4 protein-coding genes and 1 pseudogene are annotated in these 4,660 nt (G+C 41.3%); all 5 read left to right on the forward strand.

Annotated elements, in window-relative coordinates; translation table 11 throughout:
• A pseudogene (locus tag Q0386_RS06320) lies at nucleotides 1-510 on the forward strand (aminofutalosine synthase MqnE); the annotation flags it as partial.
• 11 nt (nucleotides 511-521) lie between these two features.
• Nucleotides 522-1,814, forward strand: a complete 1,293-nt coding sequence (locus Q0386_RS06325; protein ID WP_299028674.1) for an NCS2 family permease — start codon at nucleotides 522-524, stop codon at nucleotides 1,812-1,814.
• Between the two features lie 9 nt (nucleotides 1,815-1,823).
• A complete protein-coding gene (locus Q0386_RS06330) occupies nucleotides 1,824-2,264 on the forward strand; it encodes a phosphoribosyltransferase (protein WP_299028677.1) in 441 nt (146 codons plus the stop codon).
• A gap of 15 nt (nucleotides 2,265-2,279) precedes the next feature.
• Complete coding sequence (locus tag Q0386_RS06335; protein ID WP_299028680.1) at nucleotides 2,280-3,476, forward strand: hypothetical protein; 1,197 nt, start codon at nucleotides 2,280-2,282, stop codon at nucleotides 3,474-3,476.
• Between the two features lie 16 nt (nucleotides 3,477-3,492).
• On the forward strand, nucleotides 3,493-4,161 hold the full coding sequence (locus tag Q0386_RS06340; protein WP_299028683.1) for a prepilin-type N-terminal cleavage/methylation domain-containing protein: 669 nt from the start codon (nucleotides 3,493-3,495) through the stop codon (nucleotides 4,159-4,161).
• Nucleotides 4,162-4,660 lie beyond the last annotated feature (499 nt).

Below are 4,660 nucleotides of genomic sequence, written 5' to 3' on the forward strand. Positions count from 1 at the left end.
AAAGTAAGTAGCGAAAACTGGCTAAAGATCCATAAAATGTGGCACGATCACGGCAAACAAAGCAACGCAACAATGCTTTTTGGTCACATAGAAAGTCGCGGTAACAGGATCGATCACATGCTAAGGATCAGGGACTTACAGGATGAAACTGGCGGATTTAACGCGTTTATCCCGCTTGTCTATCAAAGAGAAAATAACTACTTAAAAGATGTTAAATTTCTAGGATCGGCTGAAATTTTAAAGACTATGGCGATATCTCGCTTGGTGCTTGATAACGTCCCACACATTAAAGCTTACTGGGCTACTTCGACGCTAAATTTAGCGATGATCGCTCAGGAATTTGGCGCTGATGATCTTGATGGCACGATAGAAAAAGAGAGCATCCAAAGTGCAGCTGGTGCAAATAGCGCAAATGGCGTTACACTAAAGACATTTTGCGATCTTATTAAAACATCTGGTTTTACGCCGGTTGAGCGTGATAGCTTATATAACGAACTTAAAATTTACTAAAGGAGCTTGGGGTGAAATTTTTTGACTTAGCACAAAACAAAACGAGTGTGAAGCAGGAATTTGGAGCGGGACTTACGACATTTTTGGCGATGATGTATATCGTGCCGGTAAACGCGATAATCATGAGCAAAACGGGTATGCCGATGGACGCACTCATCACGGCTACGGCGCTCATCACAGTGCTCGCTACCGTGCTAAACGGCCTGTGGGCGAACACGCCTGTGGCTATGAGTGTGGGAATGGGCTTAAACGCGTATTTTACATTTGGCCTCGTGCTTGGCATGCAGATACCGTGGCAGACAGCTCTGGGCGTAGTTTTCATCTCGGGTATAATTTTCGTCGTGCTATCTTTTACAAATTTTAGAATATGGGTCTTAAAGTCTATCCCCGATGACGTCAGACGCTCGATAAGCGCGGGCATTGGCGCATTTATCGCCTTTGTCGGGCTTCAGCAGATGGGCGTAGTCGTAAATAACGACGCAGTGCTGGTCGGACTTGGAAATTTAAAAGATCCAAACGTTATTTTGGGCTTTGTGGGACTATTTTTCGTTATACTTTTTTGGGCGTGGAAGGTTAAGGGCGCATTTATCATCGCGGTATTTACGACCTCGGTGATCGCTTGGATTTTCGGTATCGCGCCGTATCCGAAGGAATTTATCTCGCTACCGGCTTCGATATCGCCGATATTTTTAGAGCTTGATATCATGGGCGCGCTATCTTTTGCGCTGCTTCCGGTAATCGTTACATTTTTCGTGACCGATCTTTTCGACTCTATCGGTACGCTAGCGGGCGTGGGAAATAGGGCAGGGATCTTTGATGAGAGCAATCAAAAAGGCGTCGAAAAACTAGAAAAAACTCTTGAAGCCGACGCGGTAGCCACGATGGTTGGTTCGCTAGTGGGCGTTAGTACGACGACGTCGTTTGCCGAGAGCGCTAGCGGCGTAGAGGAGGGCGGTAAAACGGGACTAACGGCGGTATTTTGCGGACTATTTTTCGTACTTACGATTTTTATGCTGCCACTTTTTAAAGCCATCCCTTCAAACGCGATATATCCGATACTGGTGATGGTGGGCGTGCTGATGTTTAGCGAGCTTGGTAATATAAATTTTAAAGATCCGGCCATCGCTATTTCGACATTTTTAATAGTTATTTTGATGCCGCTTACGTACTCGATCACGACGGGACTTTCGTTTGGATTTATGGCGTATCTGCTGGTTCGTATCATGAGACGCGAGTGGGAATACGTAAACATCGGTGTTATCGTGCTTGCACTCATTAGTTTTATAGTATTTTTAGTGCATTAAGGAGAAAGTATGCTAAAGTATCCGTTTGAGGAATTTCACAAAGACGTAAAAATAATGGCGCGAGATATCAAAGCAAATTTCGAGCCAGAGGTGATTTTGGCAATCGCTCGCGGCGGACTTACTTTGGGACATTTTTTAGCGAGCTTGCTAAATAACCGCAATCTTTTTACGCTAAACTCAATCCACTACGAAGAGACGCAAAAGCTCGATACTATCGATATATTTAACATCCCTGACCTATCTAAATTTAATAAAATTTTGATAGTGGACGACATGATCGACACGGGGGAGAGTATGGTAGCTATCAAGCAAGAGCTTTTAAAACGCTTTCCGCATATCGAGCTAAAGATCGCGACTATCTTTTATAAACGAAAAGCTCTTTTGTTACCCGACTTTACGGTGAGAGAGGCGCATGAGTGGATAGAGTTTTTCTGGGAAGAGCAAATTTAAGCCCAAATTTTAGCTATGTTGCGCTCGGAAACGTTTTTACTTTTTATCATCTGCCTTATTGATTTTTGCTTTTTGTCGTACGCGATTAGTACGCTTAGTATCAGCTACTACGAGGCGGATGCGTTTTATAACTCGCCTAAAATTTCAGCCGTCTTGGCTAGATTTTCGGTTGAGGTTTTTGGGCAAAACGACTATGCTTTGCGCCTTCCTTTTGTTATTTGCCACATTTTTAGCGTCGCACTGCTTTATAAGGTATCAAAGCAAATTTTAAAACGCAAATTTGACCGAGTAGTAAGCGCAGTCGTGTTTATACTGCTTCCTGCAACGATGGCCTCGGCGATCTTGGTAAACGACGCCGGCATCATAATCGCGCTTTCGCTTTTGAGCATTTATCTCTATCAACTACGCAAAATGCTCGCTTTTTACGCGCTTTTGTGCGTATTGCCTTTTATTAGCGGCGCGTTTTTAGTTTATTTTTCGGCTATTTTTGTATTTGCCGTCTATAGGCGCGACGCTAAGATGGCGTGGGTGGCGGCTCTATTTTTCGCGCTTTGCTTTTACTTTTACGGATTTGACTCGGGCGGCAAACCAAGAGGCCATCTGCTTGATACCGTGAGTATTTTTGCGGCCGCGTTTTCGCCTTTTATCTTTGTCTATTTCGTCTATGCGATGTATAGAATTTGGATAAAAGAGACTAAAAATTTGCTCTGGTTCGTCTGTATAACGGCATTTTTGTTTTGCTTGTTTTTGTCGATCAGGCAGCGCCTGGAACTCGAAAACTACCTGCCTTTTTGCGTTATTTCGGTGCCGATTTTAGTTCTAGTTTTTTTTAGCTCGTACCGCGTGAGACTACCGATGTTTAGACGCGGGTATAAAATTTTAGCTTCTTTTGCGGCGGCTTCTTTGCTTGCGGGATTTTTATTTGTGCTTTTTAACGAAACGCTTTACGGCGCGCTCAAGGATCCGACCAAGCATTTTGTTTACAGATATCACGTAGCAAAAGAGCTTGCGAAAGAGCTAAAAAATGAAGGCATAGAAAAAATTTTCACAGACGATAAAAAGCTAGCCTTGAGACTTAAATTTTACGGTATAGATACACATCCGGACGCAAATTTGCGATTAGCAATTTTGGACCAGAGAGATAATTATGGTAATATAGCGGTCTATAAATTTGGCGTAAAAATCGCAAATTTTAAGATTATAAAAAGATGATTAGAGGATAAATTTGATGAAAAAAGCTTTTACTATGCTAGAGCTTGTCGTTGTGATCGTGGTAATAGGAATAATAGCCGCTGCTGCGCTACCGAGAATCAACGACGATCATATCGCCGAGGCTGCCGATCAGGTTATGTCGCATATCCGCTATACTCAGCGCCTAGCTATGCAGGATAGTAAATTTGACCCTACTGATGCTAGGTGGTTTAGAAAGAGATGGAGTATAACTTTTACCAGGGCTGCATTTTGCGAGGGTGGAAACGAATGGAGATATAGCGTATACCATGACGATGGAGATGCTACAGGTAATTTAAATTCGGCAAACGAAGTTGCAAGAGACCCATTAGATCCGAGTAAATTTATGAGTTCAGGATGGGCTGGTATCTCGAATGCTGATTGCGCAAATGCCAGCAATAAATATAATTTGACGACAAATTTTGGAATAACTAATGTTCAATTTCGCGGTGTATGTGGACAGGCTGGCTTGCAGACTTTATCTTTTGATGAATTTGGAAGACCTATGAGAAGCGTAAGTACTCCTAATGGCGGTGGTGCAACTAGGGGTTATGATAGGTTGGTTTACAATGGACAAAACTGTCAAATAGTTTTGACTACGGCACGAAGAACCGCAACTATAACTATAGCACCTGAAACCGGTTTTATACAGGTTGCATATCCTTAATTAACTGGGTATTGATATATTATAAGCTCCGAAATTACTTATAAAACTAGGATGTTCAAAAAATCTAAAATATCCTCCTTCCCTTCAGCTTCTTTTAAGCATATTGCTTGTATAATTCGAGCTCACGAATTGAGAAACCACCTTTAACTTTCACGTTAATAAAGCCTTTTCTTTTAATATCGTAAGTTTTAATTTTGAGTTAAATAAACAATTCTCTAATTTTTGAGAGTTTTTTGAAACTAGCTCTTAAATTATGTTTTTTAAATTAACACTGTTAAACTAATTAGTCAATCTTTGAAATCTAAACAAGTGATCGATTGAGCCAATCTATTATCAGGCTTTCCCTGGAAAGTAGATAAGAGATAAAACTAATTAATAAAATTAAAGTTTTTTGATTAAAAACTTCATAATAAAATCCTAATATCTTTATGATTTAGGTAATTTAATATGGAGAGTTTGATCCTGGCTCAGAGTGAACGCTGGCGGCGTGCCTAATACA

The sequence above is a fragment of the uncultured Campylobacter sp. genome, assembly GCF_938045625.1.
Lineage (GTDB): Bacteria > Campylobacterota > Campylobacteria > Campylobacterales > Campylobacteraceae > Campylobacter_A.

What these genes read in the sequence shown, in the direction of transcription:
- Q0386_RS06330 (WP_299028677.1), top strand. Translation starts at nt 1,824, where the DNA reads ATGCTAAAGTATCCGTTTGAGGAATTTCACAAAGACGTAAAAATAATG.
- Q0386_RS06335 (WP_299028680.1), top strand. Translation starts at nt 2,280, where the DNA reads ATGTTGCGCTCGGAAACGTTTTTACTTTTTATCATCTGCCTTATTGAT.
- Q0386_RS06340 (WP_299028683.1), top strand. Translation starts at nt 3,493, where the DNA reads ATGAAAAAAGCTTTTACTATGCTAGAGCTTGTCGTTGTGATCGTGGTA.